A 14,923-nucleotide genomic window follows, 5' to 3' on the forward strand; every position below is an offset into this window, starting at 1 on the left:
AATATAGTTTTTTGAAAAAAGACGGAATTAGAAAAGTAAAGTGTTAGGCTTCAGCGCTTGCTGTTACAGGCGGTGCAATATGGTTTAGCCCCGCCGCCTTCGAGATTAGATAACTGCCAGCAGCGAGTTCAACACCTGGATTAGACAATTGCTCACAGTGCATATCAACGTTATTAAATACTGCAAGTACGGCACCGCCCACTGGAGGTGTATCCAAACGGATATGAGGCATGGGTTCATAAACAACTTCGCCAGCTATATTTACAACCCGAGATGCGAATGTAACATTGCTCATCGACAGCATGCCTATCTTGCTATATTTGGCATAGTTTGCCGCAACAAAATAAGGGAAAAACTGCCCTGTTGTATTGCGATAAAATACCACCACAGGAAAGCTCGCACTGTCACTAGATAATGAATAAGTTGCCTTACCCAAATTTTCGAACAAGCGATTGCCACTCATCAAGATAGTTTTTTGAAACTCACCAAATAGCTCTAGTGAAACAGAGGCATTATCACCACGAGTATTAAATGCAATCGAGCCGGTGAAATGCATTTTTAAACCGATGGACTGCCAATCATCTTGTGTATAAGTAGAAAAGATTACCGAACAATCAGGTACCTCCACAGTCGCCGATAGGTGCTCAACATTATTCGCAGCAAGTTTTATTCGAGCAAAGCTGCCCGGTACTAGTTTTGCAACCGCTGCTTTGACCGTCTTCAAAGGTGTTTGCGGGCTAGCCCCCTCATTGCTATCACTGCCTATGGATGGATCGGCATTGACATAAAAAGTCTGCTCAAGGGTGTTTTTTATTTCAGTATTTACTTTAGAAAACGCAGTGTCGACTTTGCTATCCACAGTAAGTAAAAGCTGGTTCACATCATCGGTTAGCTCACTGCACTTTAAGCCTAAATTGGCATTGCTATTGGCCAGTTCCGCAACGCTTTTTGATAAACTTGACATCAAACTACCCCTCTAACTTAAGCAGACGGTCATTGAAATGAATTTGTCTTAAATTTGATTGAATTTGCGCACTGATTGCTTTTGTCTGTGCGATAGTGAGCGCTGCAAATTCGTCGGCATAATATAAACTCAAATCACCCGCCACGTTGAAGTCCAAACTTTCAGGCGGTACGGCAGTCAAAAGCAGATCAAAGCCCTGCACAATCTTTGCAATGGGCGTCTGATAAAAAAGCACATTTTCAGGATGTGACCACACTGCAAATAAAGTACGCCGACTTTCATCTGCATGATCATTGAGATAAAAACCGACCTCTTTTACCGCATACTGTTTGTCATCAGTAAATGTTGCCGTAACATGAAACTGGCCATTGCCAACAACTTCGGCACCGGATACTGGCGCCGTATTTTTTTGACTCTTCAATGCAGTCTGATTTCTATCAGGTGTATAGCCTGAGTCCCCCACAGCAATATGACCAATTTGAATTTTGACCCCTTGCTCAAGGGCACTGACCGCAGCATTTATCCCCTGTTGAGTCACAACAGGTGTATATACATTCATATTTGTACCTTAGATTAAAAGTTAAGCGTGATATTTTGAATTGAAACGGTATGGGCACCGCTTGATACAGAATTGCTTGATGCGTAGCGAAACTTAGGCGCATCTCTCATTTGAGTGCAGGCCAGATTAGCAGTGTTCGCAGCAGACGATACCGTCGAGAATGTGGTAAAACTGGCCTTTGGATTATCTTGAAAACGCCCCGCCCCCAGTTGACTCGATACACTGGCTGAGAACATTTGAATACTAGCCAATTCAAAATCCAAGCTGGGATCGTCACCCAGTGTGATCGTCTGCATATTGCTTGAATGTGCTGAAGCCATCGTGTTTAAAGCCACAGTGGAAAAATTAAATATCGGGTCATCGCGGTGTAAAGCAACTTGCAGTGATGGGCTCTGAGCACCACCAAATACGTGCATGTCGTTTTTCAAGTTAACGCCAATTGTAAAGTCAATTTGCGTTCGCATCGGCTTAGTCGCAACCACAGACTGCCACATTTGTCCCTGTAATTTCGGGCTCAGGAAAGTATTGCCATTGCTATCAAGGTTTTCGCTTGCTATCGCCAATAGCTTTGCGCTATGTGGCACGCCACCATATTGCCACCACTCTTGCAGTTCCACCTTTGCACTGAGCACTTTCAGCGCATTGTTAACTGCACTTGATGTGCCTTTATACCTATGTCTCGGCACGCTGTCGGCAATGACTTTGCGCTGCACGTGCTCGGGCCAACCGCTGTCCCACACATCGACACTCAATGCATCAGCAAGCCATGGTAAAAACGTTGCGGGGCATTTCCACGGATCCCATAAATGATCGATTTTGACGGGGATCTGCAGCACTCGGTCACTGCAATGCTCCAAGGCCAACTCTAACTCTGTTGTATTCCCTTGCAGGGTAAAGTTAGACATACTCATCCCCTAGTTGAATCGAAGCCCGAGTACAGAATGCGGCTTGATGTGCCTGTACAACAATATCCCACTGTGGTGCACTAAGTTCTACGCGCTGAACCCCTTCACGATGAAGTACCGCAAACAGGCCAGAAAGCGATATATCATGACCAAGTTTATGGTGTTCATTGAGCCATGCGTTTAAGCTGTCTCTTGCTTCATCTACTAACGCAGCCCCATCCATACCTGGATAAATATGTATCACTGCATCAAGTTCAAACTCAATAATGTCTGCCGACTTAATATGTACTCTATCTGTCAACGGACGCACATTCTCTTTATTCAGTTGGGATTGCACTTGCTCAATGACCTGTGGCGTAGCATGGCCATTGCCTTGATCTGTAAGCAGGGTTACAACAACGTCACCAGGTACAGGTTCTGGAGGCTGGGCGCCAGATAGTACATCTGGTGTCAACCCAGCGTCATCTGTACAAACCAGAAGACGTGCGCTCGGTGGCAACAGGTTTTGTACTTGCGCAGGTAAATCCGCGTAGGCAAATTGCGGCGCATCAACATGTACATCTTTAACATGCTGCGACCCTTTAAGTGCATGAAAAGCGTAGGCACCGGCAGGCCCTGCTGTACTGAAACCTTCCAGAGCCAATGCAATACGCTCGCGATAACGCTCATCCTGCTCGTATACAGCTTCACGAGGAGGTACTTGGTCATTGTCAGCTGGTACCAACAACGCTCGCTCCACACCAAAACGATTGCCTAAATAGTCAAGTTCACTGCTGGTGGCATGTGCCAGTAGCACCGCACTTGCGCTGTCATTGATGCGCTGGCGCAGCAACAACTCGCGATAAGCAAATGACTCAATGAGTTTTACTACGGGATCGCTTACAAGGCTCTGTTCAGCTTCTGGAAAACGAGTTTGGAAATCAGCTAAAATCTCATCCCTAATCTTGTCAAAGCTTAGAGGTTCAATGAGGTTTGGCGCCGGCAAACGGCTGAGATCAATGGCGCTAAAGTTTGTCAATGACATAACTAAGCTCTTCAATAGATTTAAGAGAAGCACCTGCGCTGATCACAGCAGGTACAAGGAACAGGAAAAGAATTTAAGATTTTGGATAGTTGGCCTTAATTACAGCCCTTGCATCCAACCATGCTTGCTTAGCATCAATGGTTGCCTGTGCCGCGTCGCCAAGCTCCGTGAGGTTAGCCATATAATCGATAAATAAATGGTCACATGACTGCGCATACCCATCTCGGCGAAAAGCTAAAACCTCTTTTTCAGAAAAAATAAGCTGATAATCTCCTTCAGCCACTCCTGCACTCTTAGCTATTTTTTGCGCACTCTCTTGTGTGGTCAGGCCACCTGCTACAATGCGTCCTGTTGAAATTTGCTTTAAAATTGCCATGTTTATGCTCCTGTGGTTGCAGCGGTGTCAGTGTGAGTGTATGGGAAACCAACGCTGTCTGCCCAAACCATATTATCGCCGTGATTACCGGTACCAACATAAGGTAGGCACATTGCAACTTTCATTTTACCCAAGCCACTAAATAAAGGCTGGTGGCAACCGCCCCACCCAGACCTGATAGCATGTTTATATTGCCACCCTTTTCCTGAATCTGAGTGATTGCACTCAATGGTTGCCGAGCGGTTTGAAGAAGGATAAAAGCGAATTGTATCCGCACATTCGAGCACATTAACCCAACAGCTTGCTTGAGTTATAAACTCACCTCTCCCCCACCCAAAATGGGTATCACAGCCCTGAGATAAGACAAAAAAGCTGCCATTATTTACGTCACTATTGCGCCCTTTGGTAATTTCAATATCAAACAGTAAAACACGGTAATTAGAACCATAAAAAGCTTCTCCACCATGGTTTTTATAACCAATACCTCGGTTCTGAAAATCTTCGTTGGGTGTCAAACCATATTCGTCTAGTTTGTCTAAACTTACGCGAGTGACCGTACCCGTGCCTACCGTGCCATCATGCAAAAATGCCGTCCAAGGCGCTTTATGTGCAACCAAAACATCCGTTGGTGTGTTGTTAGCTTCACAAATAGAATTGAAATATTTAGAGTCAACCAATGTATTTGGCGCCAGTGGTAAGGATTTTTGAAAATCGCGGATTTTCGCATCAACCGCTTGTTCCTTAGCCGTTAAACGGCTTTCCACAGCCGCATTTTTTTGATCAATCTCCTGCGCTTTTTGCGCAACTCGATTGTCAATATCTTCAATTTTAGTATCAACCACATCGCTGAGCTTCTCTGCAGCTTCAACAACACGGGTAATGTCTTGCTCTAAAGACATAGTTCAACCTCCGTTTAGAAATAAAAAGCCCACCGAGTTGGTGGGCTGGGTTTGTTTGAAATTTTTAATGCTGGATTTCATCCTGCAGAATCTAGGGCATTACTTCAGAAGGCTGCTTACGCCATGGGCACGCATAAGCGCTTCATCCAAAGCCGCTGTTTGGCCTTTGACTTGATAAGGCAACTCTACCTCGCCACTAGCCACCTTTCCTTCAATTGCACCAATGGCGTTTTTCAATGATTCCGTAGAGGTGCGCATTTCTGCCAGAGAGTTAGCAGTTGATAACTTGTTTACAAAAACGCTCAGTTCATGAAGTAAAATATGGGAAATATCTGACGTAGAGCCTAACAAACTACCTTCGTCTGCTACTCGACTTGTAATTTTTTGCCTTCTCGCAATCCTTTCATTTCTCGTAATAATCTGTTTCTCGTTATCTATCGATATTTGGTCTGCTATCATATTGTCCATCATTATTTTCCTTATAGTTGTAATTCTGTACTCTCAATCATTGCGATATCGCCTGGTTTTAGTACCATGCCATTTCCTATATACATAGAATCAACACTGAGATTTAAATAATATTTATCTTCGATAGTCAGACGCAAATAGACATGGTTATCGCTGCCAACATATGAAAATGGCTCATGTGTCCCTAGCTCTTGCTTAAAGCCAAGTATGTTGCCGTTTTTGTAACAGTATCCAACAAACGTTGTGTCGACGAGCTTAGCTTTATGAAACTCATAACCACTCACCTTGATGTGGTACATTCGATTATCTCGATCTAATTTATAGGGCAGCTTTATATGAATATATGTAGCACCAACTGTAGCTGTAAAAAACCTTGCGATATCAATACTTCGGGTTCCTCGACCACCATCACCCAGTATTTGCTTATTCTCTAAGGCATTATCAACACGCTGCACTTGCTGAGAAATTGTCGTATCAATTTCATTTCTTTTTACAGCAACTTGCGAGTTCATCTCAGCTACTTTGTTATTAACCGTACTGTTAATATCTTCAATTTTTGTATCTACGATGCCAGTTAACTGCTCCGCTGCACTGACGACATTTGCAATGTCTTGCTCTAAAGACATAATTTACCTCCAAGTAAAAATAAAAAAGCCCACCTGTTGGTGGGCTTTGCGTTTAGTTTCAAAAATGAAAACTTAAAATCAATAAGGTGTGCTCAATACCCAATTGATACTGCGCTTATTGCGCCTTGATGACAGCATCGACGCCGTTTGCACGGGCGATAATGTCAGCCATTACGTCGTTTTGACCTTTGGTTTGATAAGGAAAACTTAGTTCGCCACTGGTTACTTTTGTTTCTACATCACCAATCGCTGTTTTTAGTGACTCAGTAGAAGCGCGCATATCTGCAAGTGTTTGCGCTGCACTTAATTTATTTACAAAGCCACTCAGCTCGTTGAGTAGCAAATGTACTGTGTCTGATGTTGTACCAAGCAGAGATTCGGAATCAGCAACTTGTTGCTCAAGCGCTGAGCGAACAATTTCACGGCTTTGTTGCAAAGCTTCATCCACTGTCAGCTCAACAGAAAATGTACTCTGTTCACCGAAGTTTTCCGCAACTAGCTGTGCAATCGCATGCTGTGGCATGTTCGCATCAAAAAACTGCTCTACTGCTTGTCCATTTACAATTAGTTTAGCCATTTATGTTATATCTCCTTTACTTTACGCAACCACATCAAAGGCTGCGTCACCAATGTAGGCAAACTGACTCCAAGCTTTGTCTAGTGGTACGTGACCCGATACAACAGCTGGAAGTGCAACTTGAATAACGCCAGTTTGATCCGCTGGTAAGTTTTTGCCTGGAACATAGGGGTGACAGTGCATATAATGATTTCGGCCACCAGCTCCATAATGGGCACCACATACCTTCGCAGGCTCGTTAGCCTGTAATCCAGTACACCAAAAACCTGTGGGAACAACCCCTCTGATATGCTTCACAATTGCCGCTACTGTCATTTGAGTTGGTCTACGACAGTATTGATACATCATATACGCATCTACGTGACTGTTTTCACCGCCACGGTTAGGCGCATATTCCAGCTCCCAAATATTGAAGTTTTGTGCAAACCACTTAGTATCTGATGTGATTGCCTGCAAGAACTCTCTAGCGAGTGGCGTACGTTGATTAGTTTCAACGCCCGTTTCTACTTTCTCAAGTAAAGTTGCTTTAGTGACAAAACCACTTGCCCATGCTTCGGGGAAAGTGCCCGCTGAATTAGCAACTAAAGCTTGGTTTTTACTCATTCTGAAATGCGACTGGCGCTCTTCATACGAATTTAGCAAAGCGTCTGCTCTTGCTAAATGCGCATCCACTTGCGTTTTGGTGCTGGCAACCGTTGAGCTCAGTGTTTGCTTTATTTCCGTGATTTGATTATCAACCGTTGCCGTTAAACCTTCAGTGGCTTCAACAACACGAGTGATATCTTGTTCTAAAGACATTGAATCTCTCCATAAATGCAAAAAGCCCGCATTGAGCGGGCTTTTAAAAAATCTGTTTCGAATTATTTTCCATGAAGTTTTGGATAACGAGCCTGAACAGACTTTCTGGCATGAAACCAAGCTTGCTTTGCGTCAAATGCTTGTTGACTGTGCTCGCCGTGCTCCGCTTGCGCGGCTAAATATTTAAATGCCAGCCCGTCACTTTGCTGTTGATAGCCTAAAATACGAGCCGCCTGACATTGTGCTTGCTGTTGTAAAACTTTTGCCTCTTGCATCAGCTTTAGCGCTTCCTCAGCTAAAGTTTGTGCACGCTGGTTATCTACTTTTTTCATGAAATTTCCTTACAAAATACCTTTGTCAATTAATGCAAACTTTTGTTTTAAATGACGATACATATTCATGATCTGTGAACGAGCCATTTTGGCAAGTTCGGGAGCGATTAAGATATTGAAATCTACGCCCTTATCAATGATGGTAATGGCGTCGCCTGGCACACCAGTTAAAGTCAAATCAAACGCCAGTAGTAAATCAATATCGTTAGACTTGTACGCTATCGGGTCCGCTGCTGAGTAAACAGCAAATAAAACATGGCGAATTTGGCCATTAACTTCTTCTTCCGTGTAAAAGCCCACTTCATTTACAAAGAAGCCTTCCCCCGCCACTTTAGAGTCATCTCGTACCGTCAGATGCAGCTGCTTTTGCGCTTCATCGTATTCTGCGCAGTCAATATCTAATCGATATTGCTCCGCTTTTAGGCTTGTCGTGCTTTCATCCACTTGATGCACACCTGAGCCTATACCTATTTTAGTGATTTTTGCCTTAAAGCCTTTTTGCTGTGCTCTGAACACAGCAGCCAGCCCCGCTGACGTGATCACCGGTTGTAAAATCGTGCTCACTATTGCACTCCTTGTTTGTCAATATTTAAGATGCAGACACTGCATTGAAATACAAACGACAAACTGTCGTTTGCTTTGCACTTTTTGTCATGGCTCCCGCAGCACGGCAGCTAAATTCAATAAAGCGCGAAGGCATGGTTTGGTCACTGCGAATATAAGTTCTAACAACTTGACCTGAGCCTGTCGAAAGCGATGCGCCAAAGCCAAGTTTTGAGCTCACTCTGAGTTTTCGCTCACTAGAGGTATTCACGCGCTGGCGACTGACTAGCGGTACCTGCTTTCTAATAACAAGGGCACATCCGGCTTGAGCAGTTGAGGTGATCTTACGCTCAGAAGAAGATGCAGCATAATAGCGAGAAGAGGCTGTGCGATGCCCAGAAATAGCACCAGCGAGTGAAAGTGTATTGCTACCAGCACGCGTTTTTGTGTGCGGCATAACTTTGCCATAAAGTCGACTCGACGCAAAGCCGTGGCTACTGCTCGCAGCAGCTACTTGCGACGACATTTTCATACCAACTAAAAAGTCAAAATGCGCCCTTTGGGGCTTAGTTTGATTCGTCACACGGTTAATCGCATCATATAACTTTTGGTCTAAAACCACCGTGCGACTGGTATAGGGCACGTCATTTGCCCATGCGATAAATATAAAGGTGTGTGGCTCTCCGCTGTGATGAGGAGCGAGATATACATCATCAACATCTTCGAACCACTCAAAGAATTCAATCTCTAGTCCAAGCGACTCTAGTGCGCGCTTTACCGCACCCACTGTGCCTTTGTGTTTGTGCACACTGACTGAATTAACAATCATCGCTCGCTTTGTTTCAACGGGCCAGTCTTCTTTCCATTCATCGACTGAAAGTGCCCAAGCCAACCAAGGTAAAAGCGCCTCAGGGCAGGTCATGGGATCCCATTGAGAGCCAATGTAATCAGGGATCACAGTACGTGTGTCGAACTGCTCTCTGGTATGTGATAAATGTTGTTCTAATTGATATTCTAAATCTGTGCTATTGCGAGGCAGTAGTGATTTATCGCTCATAATTAGGCCTCGTCAGGAAATTGCAAGTTAATGTCAAGGTTGTACGCTTGATTTACCGACGGCTGTAAGTCCTCTGTAGGCGTGAGCAACTTAACTTTTCTCACTCCGGGCTGATGAAGCGCATCAATGATCCCTGAGTGTGGAATTTCCGTGCCCAGTTTACAATTCATCGCCATAAATGCATCGAGTGATTGTAGTATTGTCAGTTCAACTTGCTGTTTGTTAGCACCGATATTTAGGTAAATTTGAGCACTGAGCGTCGCTTTTGTCGGCATTACCCACTGCGTCACCACTTTATCAGTAAGGGGTCGAATATCTTCATCATTTAAACGCGTATCAATATCTGCTTTTATGGCATTGGCTTGTGTTTCTGTCATCGTATTTATCAAAGCATAGATATTCACATACCCCGGTTGCTCTGAGTCGACATACACATCTTTCACCTGATCATTGGCTGATAAGGTATGATATTCGTATGCACCTCTGGTTCCAGCCATACTGTAGCTTTCTAATGACAAAGGAATGCGCTGGCGGTATCGCTCGTCGGCTTCGTCCGTATCTCTCCCTACTCCAAACAAAGCACCTAAATGATCCAAATCATCACCTTGAGAAAATGCCAACATCACGGACTTTGCAGCATCATTGATCCTTTGGCGAAGCAAAAGCTCTCGATAAGAGGCAACTTCAATTAATTTGATTGCTGGATCAGAGGCCAACAAAGCGTGATCCGGCAACTTTTCGAGCAACGCTTGCTCCATTTGCTTATAAATCTCATCATAACTAAGCGCTTCAATAACCTGAGGTGGTGGCAGTTTAGCTAATTCGATGGCTGTACTCACAATTCGTCTCCTGATAATACGTTTGCACACGAACGCACATGCAATCTCATAGCTTGTGCACATGATTTAAGTGATTAATTACAAAGAATGGATTTTTAAACAGTGGCCTGAATAGGCACTAGGGGTTATTGCGGTTTGCACTCAACAAGGCATCGAGCTTTTTGTCGATAGAGTCGAGGCGCTTTTCGATCCGTTTTTGATCTTCCTTTCGGATCTGTTTCAAGTGCGCGAGCTCTTGGGAATTAGAAGTAATTCTTTTATCTAAGTCACTTAGGTATAAGATACTTGATACAACCAAGGCAATCGTCGTAAGAATGTGGGCCAAACTCAATTCCTTTTTCATTTGCCAGTTTTCAGGTTGTCTCACTTTGTTACTCCTTTCAACTTTTCAATGGTTCTGAGCCCAGCCAGACCTAACATGCCCAAAGTAAGCTCAAGCATCACCTCAAGTGGTAACACAGGCACACCATGCTCTGGAAATAGCCATTGCAAAATTGGGTTGATCACAAAAGCAAATAGAAACCCAAGCCCACATACCCACATTAAAAAAGGCCTTGCACCTGCGACAAAACGACTGCGATGACTTGCCTGAACTGAGTTTATTTGCGCCTGTATTTCACTTTGCTTATTGAGCAACCTAGCTTTAATGACATGTTGCTCCAACAGTTCCTCTTCACTGGTATACAAGTCGTCTATTATCTCACCAACCACTTGCAATGGTTCCTTTACACTGCCTGAAAACAAATTGGTTAACCAGTTCATGATTGCCACTCCCCGCTCAACATCTGCTGTGCTAATTCCTGTGCACGACTAGGTACTTGACTCGCCCACCGGCTATCAAGCATTTCTACTGCTGCATCTTCAAACTCTCCTTGTTGTACATGAGCAAGCATTTTTTTGAATCCCATCAACCCCTGCAAGCCAATATTTAAGGCCATATTTGTCAGCACCGCGACCCTCGCTTCATTGCAGTGCGAAATGTCGATACGACGCTTTACACCTGCCAGTGCATTTTGAATATCTTGCGCGAGTAAATACTCCGCCTCATCTTTATCCACTCCTTTATTGTCTAAGTTTCTGCCATAACCTATCGTCAGTTTTCCTCCCGTACAGTAATACGGAAAGCGTCGATAGCCCTCATGTTTCTTGATTTGCTCAACCGTATTCATGATCGACATATGATTTCCTACTATTTAGTAGCTCAACTCCAGCATAAGCGTTCTTTCAGCCTTAGTTAGCCAAAACTCTGCCGAGCGTTTTGTATCAAAGCCAAGCATTTTTGCAGCCTGACTCAGTTCAACATCCAGCAAATACTTTGCTCGTATTGCACGGATACATTCTGGTCGCAGTTTACTGATCAACTGCCCCAGTAATTCAATTTCTTCGGGTACGTTCATCATGTCACTGGAGAAGTAATTGGTATGCCCGCCTCCAGTTTGCTCGGTGACGGCTTGACGGCTGAAGCCCTTGCCCAGTTCTCGCTGCCGCCAATATTTGCCCCAACGTCTTAAGGCTGTGCGAATTTGTTTAATGGTTATTTGTGTCGCAATCATTGAGCTTTCCTATTACTTCTAAAATATCGAGTGAATAAACATCTTCTACTAGACCAATCACATCATTCCATTTCGGACTGTACTCTTTATTTTCCCAGCGCCTGAGAGTGCGCTCTTCAATCCCATAATTGGCCGCAGACTCGGCTTGAGTGAAGCCGCGCATGCGTCTAGCAAAACGGAGGATCTCCGCGCCAAGCGGAGTTCGCTTATTTTTAAAAATTCTGTTTGATGAGTAACTTGACTGTGTCATTGCGATCCTTACCGATTGGTCAGTTAAGCTTCTTGGTGATGTGAAATGTGTTCAGCAAATGGTGAATTATCAGAGCCAAAAGCTGTGAGGTTTATCTAGACTGCTCGCTTTGCAGTGTATGCTAATCTGTCCGTATTCTTCGGCTTCCTAATAAGGAAGCATTTGTTCTCATATATAATTATGAACAATTATTGAGGTGCTCTGAGCAACATAGAAGTTAACGGCTTTTCTTCATAGCTTTGCTGAGCATAGGTAAATAATACCTTTTTTTAGGAGTTGAAACAGGTCAAAAATGCCCTAACAATAAAGACTTAAAAAAAACACTCTTATTTCCCACATATTAAACACCACACTTTGTTTCAATTTATTTTCAAATGTAAACAAATTAAATTAAGCTCTTTTGAGCAATAAAGATTGATGATTTGCAGTCGGTAGTTAGTGATCCCAGAGGTGCTACTGACCTTGTTTCGTATCAAAAAGTACTCAAGACAAGCTAACTTGCCACCTAATCTTCTGACTTGCATTGAATGCACCGTAAGTTGTAACTACAATAGCGGAAATAAAAAATAAGTCGGAACAGATTCATGGCTCAATATATTTATACAATGTCGCGGGTGAGCAAAGTTGTGCCACCTAAGCGCACTATCCTAAAAGATATTTCTTTGTGTTTTTTCCCTGGCGCGAAAATTGGTGTACTTGGTCTAAATGGCGCAGGTAAGTCTACCCTACTGCGCATCATGGCAGGTGTAGACACTGAGTTTGAAGGGGAAGCTCGTCCACAACCCGGTACGAAAATTGGTTACCTACCACAGGAACCAGTATTAGACGAAAGCAAAACCGTCCGCGAAACCATCGAAGAAGCCGTAAGTGAAGTTAAAAATGCACTTACGCGTCTAGATGAAGTTTATGCAGAGTATGCGATGGACGGAGCTGACTTCGACGCGCTAGCAAAAGAGCAAGGCGAACTGGAAGCGATCATTCAAGCTCATGACGGTCATAACTTAGACAATGCACTAGAGCGTGCGGCTGATGCATTGCGATTACCAGAATGGGATGCAAAAATTGAAAACTTGTCTGGTGGTGAAAGACGCCGTGTTGCAATTTGTCGCCTCCTACTTGAAAAGCCGGACATGCTGCTTCTGGACGAACCGACCAACCACCTTGATGCCGAATCGGTCGCATGGCTTGAACGCTTCCTGCACGACTATGAAGGTACTGTTGTCGCAATTACCCACGACCGTTACTTCTTAGACAACGTTGCAGGTTGGATCTTAGAATTAGACCGCGGCCATGGTATCCCTTGGGAAGGTAACTACACTTCTTGGCTTGAGCAAAAAGATGCACGTCTTAAACAAGAAGAAAAATCTGAGAAAGCACGCCAAAAATCAATTGAAAAAGAACTCGAGTGGGTTCGTTCAAATCCAAAAGGCCGTCAAGCGAAGTCAAAAGCACGTATGGCTCAGTTTACTGAACTTCAGCAGTCAGATTATCAAAAGCGTAACGAGACCAATGAACTCTTTATTCCACCTGGTCCACGCTTAGGTGATCAAGTTATTGAAGTGAATAACCTGAAAAAAGGCTTTGGCGACCGCGTTCTAATTGACGACCTAAGCTTCTCTATGCCAAAAGGGGCTATCGTCGGTATTATCGGTGCCAACGGTGCGGGTAAATCAACACTATTTAGAATGCTAAGCGGTGAAGAACAACCGGACAGTGGTGAGATCAAATTAGGTGACACTGTCGAACTTGCTACTGTTGAGCAGTTCCGTGATAACATGGACGACGGCAACACGGTTTTCCAAGAGATTTCTAATGGCCAAGATATTCTTAAAATTGGCAACTTTGAAATCCCAAGCCGTGCCTATGTTGGTCGTTTTAACTTTAAAGGAAACGACCAGCAAAAGTTCGTAAAAGAACTCTCTGGTGGTGAACGTAATCGTCTACACCTTGCTAAACTACTAAAAGCGGGTGGCAACGTGATCCTACTGGATGAACCAACCAACGACCTTGACGTTGAAACGCTACGCGCATTGGAAAACGCAATTTTGGAATTCCCAGGCTGTGTTATGTGTATTTCGCACGACCGTTGGTTCCTTGACCGTATCGCAACGCACATTCTCGATTACCGTGACGAGGGTCAAATTAACTTCTTTGATGGTAACTATACTGAATACGAAGAGTGGTTAAAGAAAACTTTTGGTGCTGAAGCGGCTGAGCCTAAGCGTATCAAATACAAAAAGATCGGTTAATTCGAACCGCTTTTGAATTACAAGCCCTGACCTTTTTCAGGGCTTTTTTATATCTGGTTAGTCCGCCAAAATATGACTAAACTTGAATTAACAGTATGACGAGATCAACTTATGACAGAACGCAGAAAATTTTCCCGGATTCTATTTTCTAACGCAGCCACGCTGATGACAACCACTGGTGATTATCAGTGCGAAATTATTGACTTGTCATTAAATGGGGCTCTTATCACGCTCCCTATTGGACTCACTCCACTAAAAGGACAACCGGCTAGTTTAAAATTTATGCTGCCAGGCAGTGAAATTGAAATAAACATGGAAGTCGAAATTCGCCATATCGAGGAAGCTCATTTAGGATTACACTGTGCACAGATAGACATAGATAGTGTTACCCACTTGAAACGTTTGATAGAATTAAACATCGGTGATGATGATATTCTTCACCGTGAATTGGAGCACTTACTACTTCACGAATAAGAACATAAAAGGTATATAACCCCATGATTTTGGAGTCTTTACAGGGATTCATTCCATTTATTTTGTATTTTTTGATCGGCTACCTGCTGATCCTGACTTTTTTATATGTTTATACCAAAGTAACACCACACTGCGAGTGGAAATTGGTAAAAGAAGATAATCCAGCAGCGGCAACAGCATTTGGCGGCACATTGATAGGTTTCACTCTGCCAATTGCCAGCGCAGCAGTCAACGCAGTTTCCTTGGTAGATTTTGCAATTTGGGGCATCATTGCGGGTGTAATGCAGCTAGTAACTTTCTTTCTAGTACGTCTATACATGCCTAAATTGTCCGAGAAAATTGAAAACAATCATATAAGCGCTGGATTGTTTCTAGGTGGAGCTTCACTGGCAACGGGTATTCTTAATGCTGCCTGTATGACCTATTAAGG

22 protein-coding genes are annotated in these 14,923 nt (G+C 43.7%); 3 read left to right on the forward strand and 19 right to left on the reverse strand.

The features are described 5' to 3' along the window. Positions 1 to 43: 43 nt before the first annotated feature. From QNM18_RS06205 to QNM18_RS06295, 19 genes are all read right to left on the reverse strand, one after another. A complete protein-coding gene (locus QNM18_RS06205; protein WP_284136683.1) occupies positions 44 to 964 on the reverse strand; it encodes a hypothetical protein in 921 nt (306 codons plus the stop codon). Between the two features lie 4 nt (positions 965 to 968). After that, on the reverse strand, positions 969 to 1,523 hold the full coding sequence (locus QNM18_RS06210) for a phage tail-collar fiber domain-containing protein (RefSeq protein ID WP_284136684.1): 555 nt from the start codon (positions 1,521 to 1,523) through the stop codon (positions 969 to 971). 14 nt (positions 1,524 to 1,537) lie between these two features. Beyond that, complete coding sequence (locus QNM18_RS06215; protein ID WP_284136685.1) at positions 1,538 to 2,428, reverse strand: phage tail protein I; 891 nt, start codon at positions 2,426 to 2,428, stop codon at positions 1,538 to 1,540. Continuing rightward, positions 2,421 to 3,452, reverse strand: a complete 1,032-nt coding sequence (locus QNM18_RS06220) for a baseplate assembly protein (protein WP_284136686.1) — start codon at positions 3,450 to 3,452, stop codon at positions 2,421 to 2,423. Before QNM18_RS06220 ends, QNM18_RS06215 begins: the two co-directional genes overlap by 8 nt. Before the next feature lie 73 nt (positions 3,453 to 3,525). Next, entirely contained in the window at positions 3,526 to 3,828 is a 303-nt protein-coding gene (locus QNM18_RS06225) for a hypothetical protein (protein ID WP_211009777.1), read from the reverse strand. A 2-nt stretch (positions 3,829 to 3,830) separates the two neighbouring features. Next, positions 3,831 to 4,727 carry a hypothetical protein gene (locus QNM18_RS06230; protein ID WP_211009778.1) on the reverse strand — a complete coding sequence of 299 codons (897 nt, stop codon included), beginning with the start codon at positions 4,725 to 4,727 and terminating at the stop codon, positions 3,831 to 3,833. 99 nt (positions 4,728 to 4,826) lie between these two features. Further along, positions 4,827 to 5,198 (reverse strand): hypothetical protein, encoded by a 372-nt coding sequence (locus QNM18_RS06235; protein ID WP_284136687.1) that lies wholly within the window; start codon positions 5,196 to 5,198, stop codon positions 4,827 to 4,829. 8 nt (positions 5,199 to 5,206) lie between these two features. Next, positions 5,207 to 5,821 carry a hypothetical protein gene (locus QNM18_RS06240; RefSeq protein ID WP_284136688.1) on the reverse strand — a complete coding sequence of 205 codons (615 nt, stop codon included), beginning with the start codon at positions 5,819 to 5,821 and terminating at the stop codon, positions 5,207 to 5,209. A gap of 115 nt (positions 5,822 to 5,936) precedes the next feature. Then, positions 5,937 to 6,398 carry a hypothetical protein gene (locus QNM18_RS06245; RefSeq protein WP_211009781.1) on the reverse strand — a complete coding sequence of 154 codons (462 nt, stop codon included), beginning with the start codon at positions 6,396 to 6,398 and terminating at the stop codon, positions 5,937 to 5,939. A 21-nt stretch (positions 6,399 to 6,419) separates the two neighbouring features. Next, positions 6,420 to 7,196, reverse strand: coding sequence for a hypothetical protein (locus QNM18_RS06250; protein ID WP_211009782.1), 777 nt, complete (start codon positions 7,194 to 7,196; stop codon positions 6,420 to 6,422). Positions 7,197 to 7,258: 62 nt separating this feature from the next. After that, positions 7,259 to 7,528, reverse strand: a complete 270-nt coding sequence (locus QNM18_RS06255) for a hypothetical protein (protein WP_284136689.1) — start codon at positions 7,526 to 7,528, stop codon at positions 7,259 to 7,261. A 9-nt stretch (positions 7,529 to 7,537) separates the two neighbouring features. Continuing rightward, on the reverse strand, positions 7,538 to 8,092 hold the full coding sequence (locus QNM18_RS06260) for a phage tail-collar fiber domain-containing protein (protein ID WP_284136690.1): 555 nt from the start codon (positions 8,090 to 8,092) through the stop codon (positions 7,538 to 7,540). Between the two features lie 25 nt (positions 8,093 to 8,117). Beyond that, on the reverse strand, positions 8,118 to 9,128 hold the full coding sequence (locus QNM18_RS06265) for a phage tail protein I (RefSeq protein WP_284136691.1): 1,011 nt from the start codon (positions 9,126 to 9,128) through the stop codon (positions 8,118 to 8,120). A gap of 2 nt (positions 9,129 to 9,130) precedes the next feature. Next, positions 9,131 to 9,967 (reverse strand): baseplate assembly protein, encoded by an 837-nt coding sequence (locus tag QNM18_RS06270; protein ID WP_211009785.1) that lies wholly within the window; start codon positions 9,965 to 9,967, stop codon positions 9,131 to 9,133. Between the two features lie 118 nt (positions 9,968 to 10,085). Then, positions 10,086 to 10,334 (reverse strand): hypothetical protein, encoded by a 249-nt coding sequence (locus tag QNM18_RS06275; protein WP_023397103.1) that lies wholly within the window; start codon positions 10,332 to 10,334, stop codon positions 10,086 to 10,088. After that, positions 10,331 to 10,729, reverse strand: a complete 399-nt coding sequence (locus tag QNM18_RS06280) for a 3TM-type holin (protein ID WP_023397104.1) — start codon at positions 10,727 to 10,729, stop codon at positions 10,331 to 10,333. Before QNM18_RS06280 ends, QNM18_RS06275 begins: the two co-directional genes overlap by 4 nt. After that, complete coding sequence (locus QNM18_RS06285; RefSeq protein ID WP_211009786.1) at positions 10,726 to 11,145, reverse strand: glycoside hydrolase family protein; 420 nt, start codon at positions 11,143 to 11,145, stop codon at positions 10,726 to 10,728. The genes QNM18_RS06280 and QNM18_RS06285 overlap by 4 nt, the downstream gene beginning before the upstream one ends. A 15-nt stretch (positions 11,146 to 11,160) precedes the next feature. After that, complete coding sequence (locus tag QNM18_RS06290; protein ID WP_211009787.1) at positions 11,161 to 11,520, reverse strand: hypothetical protein; 360 nt, start codon at positions 11,518 to 11,520, stop codon at positions 11,161 to 11,163. Then, complete coding sequence (locus QNM18_RS06295; protein WP_023397107.1) at positions 11,495 to 11,770, reverse strand: helix-turn-helix domain-containing protein; 276 nt, start codon at positions 11,768 to 11,770, stop codon at positions 11,495 to 11,497. The genes QNM18_RS06290 and QNM18_RS06295 overlap by 26 nt, the downstream gene beginning before the upstream one ends. Positions 11,771 to 12,354: 584 nt before the next feature. On the opposite strand from QNM18_RS06295, the gene ettA reads away from it, so the two are divergent. The 3 genes from ettA (at position 12,355) to QNM18_RS06310 (ending at position 14,921) form a co-directional block, all read left to right on the forward strand. Then, on the forward strand, positions 12,355 to 14,019 hold the full coding sequence (gene ettA, locus QNM18_RS06300; RefSeq protein ID WP_023397108.1) for an energy-dependent translational throttle protein EttA: 1,665 nt from the start codon (positions 12,355 to 12,357) through the stop codon (positions 14,017 to 14,019). 111 nt (positions 14,020 to 14,130) lie between these two features. Continuing rightward, a complete protein-coding gene (locus tag QNM18_RS06305; RefSeq protein WP_023397109.1) occupies positions 14,131 to 14,493 on the forward strand; it encodes a PilZ domain-containing protein in 363 nt (120 codons plus the stop codon). A 23-nt stretch (positions 14,494 to 14,516) separates the two neighbouring features. Further along, positions 14,517 to 14,921, forward strand: coding sequence for a DUF350 domain-containing protein (locus tag QNM18_RS06310; protein ID WP_211009788.1), 405 nt, complete (start codon positions 14,517 to 14,519; stop codon positions 14,919 to 14,921). The last annotated feature ends 2 nt before the right edge of the window (positions 14,922 to 14,923 follow it).

The organism is Pseudoalteromonas obscura, assembly GCF_030135505.1.
GTDB lineage: Bacteria > Pseudomonadota > Gammaproteobacteria > Enterobacterales > Alteromonadaceae > Pseudoalteromonas > Pseudoalteromonas obscura.

Bases quoted from the DNA above. Each gene is read 5' to 3' on its own strand.
- QNM18_RS06205 (WP_284136683.1), bottom strand. From the start codon at position 964: ATGTCAAGTTTATCAAAAAGCGTTGCGGAACTGGCCAATAGCAATGCC.
- QNM18_RS06210 (WP_284136684.1), bottom strand. From the start codon at position 1,523: ATGAATGTATATACACCTGTTGTGACTCAACAGGGGATAAATGCTGCG.
- QNM18_RS06215 (WP_284136685.1), bottom strand. From the start codon at position 2,428: ATGTCTAACTTTACCCTGCAAGGGAATACAACAGAGTTAGAGTTGGCC.
- QNM18_RS06220 (WP_284136686.1), bottom strand. From the start codon at position 3,452: ATGTCATTGACAAACTTTAGCGCCATTGATCTCAGCCGTTTGCCGGCG.
- QNM18_RS06225 (WP_211009777.1), bottom strand. From the start codon at position 3,828: ATGGCAATTTTAAAGCAAATTTCAACAGGACGCATTGTAGCAGGTGGC.
- QNM18_RS06230 (WP_211009778.1), bottom strand. From the start codon at position 4,727: ATGTCTTTAGAGCAAGACATTACCCGTGTTGTTGAAGCTGCAGAGAAG.
- QNM18_RS06235 (WP_284136687.1), bottom strand. From the start codon at position 5,198: ATGATGGACAATATGATAGCAGACCAAATATCGATAGATAACGAGAAA.
- QNM18_RS06240 (WP_284136688.1), bottom strand. From the start codon at position 5,821: ATGTCTTTAGAGCAAGACATTGCAAATGTCGTCAGTGCAGCGGAGCAG.
- QNM18_RS06245 (WP_211009781.1), bottom strand. From the start codon at position 6,398: ATGGCTAAACTAATTGTAAATGGACAAGCAGTAGAGCAGTTTTTTGAT.
- QNM18_RS06250 (WP_211009782.1), bottom strand. From the start codon at position 7,196: ATGTCTTTAGAACAAGATATCACTCGTGTTGTTGAAGCCACTGAAGGT.
- QNM18_RS06255 (WP_284136689.1), bottom strand. From the start codon at position 7,528: ATGAAAAAAGTAGATAACCAGCGTGCACAAACTTTAGCTGAGGAAGCG.
- QNM18_RS06265 (WP_284136691.1), bottom strand. From the start codon at position 9,128: ATGAGCGATAAATCACTACTGCCTCGCAATAGCACAGATTTAGAATAT.
- QNM18_RS06280 (WP_023397104.1), bottom strand. From the start codon at position 10,729: ATGAACTGGTTAACCAATTTGTTTTCAGGCAGTGTAAAGGAACCATTG.
- QNM18_RS06285 (WP_211009786.1), bottom strand. From the start codon at position 11,145: ATGTCGATCATGAATACGGTTGAGCAAATCAAGAAACATGAGGGCTAT.
- QNM18_RS06290 (WP_211009787.1), bottom strand. From the start codon at position 11,520: ATGATTGCGACACAAATAACCATTAAACAAATTCGCACAGCCTTAAGA.
- QNM18_RS06295 (WP_023397107.1), bottom strand. From the start codon at position 11,770: ATGACACAGTCAAGTTACTCATCAAACAGAATTTTTAAAAATAAGCGA.
- ettA (WP_023397108.1), top strand. From the start codon at position 12,355: ATGGCTCAATATATTTATACAATGTCGCGGGTGAGCAAAGTTGTGCCA.
- QNM18_RS06305 (WP_023397109.1), top strand. From the start codon at position 14,131: ATGACAGAACGCAGAAAATTTTCCCGGATTCTATTTTCTAACGCAGCC.
- QNM18_RS06310 (WP_211009788.1), top strand. From the start codon at position 14,517: ATGATTTTGGAGTCTTTACAGGGATTCATTCCATTTATTTTGTATTTT.